The sequence below is a fragment of the Clostridium cibarium genome, from assembly GCF_014836335.1.
In the GTDB taxonomy this organism is placed as follows: domain Bacteria; phylum Bacillota; class Clostridia; order Clostridiales; family Clostridiaceae; genus Clostridium; species Clostridium cibarium.
Genome location: NZ_JACSRA010000065.1, coordinates 1 through 1,846 on the forward strand (window position 1 = coordinate 1; position 1,846 = coordinate 1,846).

Here is a 1,846-nt window from a genome sequence, read left to right on the forward strand (position 1 = left end):
AAGGGGCTGTATCAAAATAAATTTTGATACTAGCCGAAAATGCTAAAAGAGGATTCAGAATTTGAATCCTCTTTTTTGCGCATAATATTTTCATGAACATAAAAAATATTATACCTATGCATCAAATAGGGTTCCCAATTAAAACAGAAATTATGATACCTAAAGATGATCCGGTAAGATTGCTTTATGAAGTTACGGAGGGATTAGATTACAGTAAATTATATAAAGCTTACTCTACTAAAGGTAGAAATCCAGCAATCGCACCAGAGACTCTATTTAGAGTATTAGTCTACGGATATATGAACAATCTTTATTCAAGTAGACAACTAGAAACTGCTTGTAAGCGAGATATTAATTTTATGTGGCTTTTGCAAGGGCAAAAGGCTCCGGATCATAATACAATTGCACGATTTAGAAGTGATAGATTATCAGATTGTATGAATGATTTATTTAATCAATTAGTCATTAAACTTGATGAACTTCAAGAAATAGGATATAAAAATGTATTTATTGATGGTACTAAAATCGAAGCGAATGCCAATAAATATACATTTGTATGGAAGAAAGCTACTAACAAGTTTGAAACAAAACTTCAAGAAAAAATTAGGAGTACACTCGAAATTTTAAAAGCAGATTTTAATTTGAAATTTGAAATGATTGATGGAAAAATTACAGTTAAATATGCTGAGGAAATTTTATCATTATTATCTAAAATAAAATCTGAAGAAAATATTGACTTTGTATATGGTAAAGGAAAAAGAAAAAGTAAACTTCAAAAATTTACTGAACAAATAGACGATTTTATTGAAAAACAAAGTAAATATGATGAGTATAATAGCATTTTCAATGGTCGTAATAGTTTCTCAAAGACCGATAAAGATGCAACTTTCATGCATATGAAAGAAGATCATATGAGAAACTCTCAATTAAAACCTGGCTATAATATTCAAATTGGTGTAGAAGGTGAATATATTGTAGGCGTTGATGTATCCAGTGAAAGATCTGATCAACTTACATTTATACCTTTTCTAGAAAAACTAAATTCAAATCTGCCACAAAAATTTCAAAATGTTATTGCAGATGCTGGGTATGAGAGTGAAGAAAATTACTGTTACTTGGATAAAAATAAGCAAAATTCTTATATCAAACCTCAAATGTATGAAAAAATGAAGAGTAAGAAATTTAAGAATGATATAAGTAAGCGTGAAAACATGACCTATGATGAGGAAGAAGATTTTTATATTTGTGCTAATGGAAAGAGATTAATACCTATCGGGACTCGAAACAAGAAATCAAAATCCGGTTATGAATCAGAGACAACAATTTATGAATGTTTAGATTGTGGTGATTGCCCATATAGATGTAAATGTAATAAATCAAAAGGCAATAAAAGATTACATGTATCTAAAAACTTTATGGCTAAAAGAAAACAGTCACTTATCAATATTACGACCCCCGAAGGGAAATTACTAAGAATGAATCGATCTATTCAGGTCGAAGGTATTTTTGGAGTATTAAAAGAAGATCACAGATTTAGAAGATTCTTGACGAGAGGAACTAAAAATATAAAAATTGAATTTTTATTGTTAAGCTTTGGATATAATATAAATAAGTTATGGAATAAAAGGAAACAAAATAGAAGTGGTATTTTATTACATAATATTAAAATAGCATAATTTTATTTATATGGAACTTTAAAGAAGATTGAAACATATCTTCTATTTTGCATCTTATTAATTATTTTAATTACCATAATGTACATAAAATAAGTTGAATAATTTCTTCAAATTCAAAAAAGGGAGCCGTCTCCGACAAATGATTTTAAATCATTTGGAGACAGCTCCTT

Annotated in this window: 1 protein-coding gene; it reads left to right on the forward strand. The window is 28.2% G+C overall.

Annotated elements, in window-relative coordinates; translation table 11 throughout:
* Nucleotides 1-92 precede the first annotated feature (92 nt).
* Entirely contained in the window at nucleotides 93-1,676 is a 1,584-nt protein-coding gene (locus H9661_RS19310; RefSeq protein ID WP_191770444.1) for an IS1182 family transposase, read from the forward strand.
* The last annotated feature ends 170 nt before the right edge of the window (nucleotides 1,677-1,846 follow it).

Bases quoted from the DNA above. Each gene is read 5' to 3' on its own strand.
- H9661_RS19310 (WP_191770444.1), top strand. From the start codon at position 93: ATGAACATAAAAAATATTATACCTATGCATCAAATAGGGTTCCCAATT.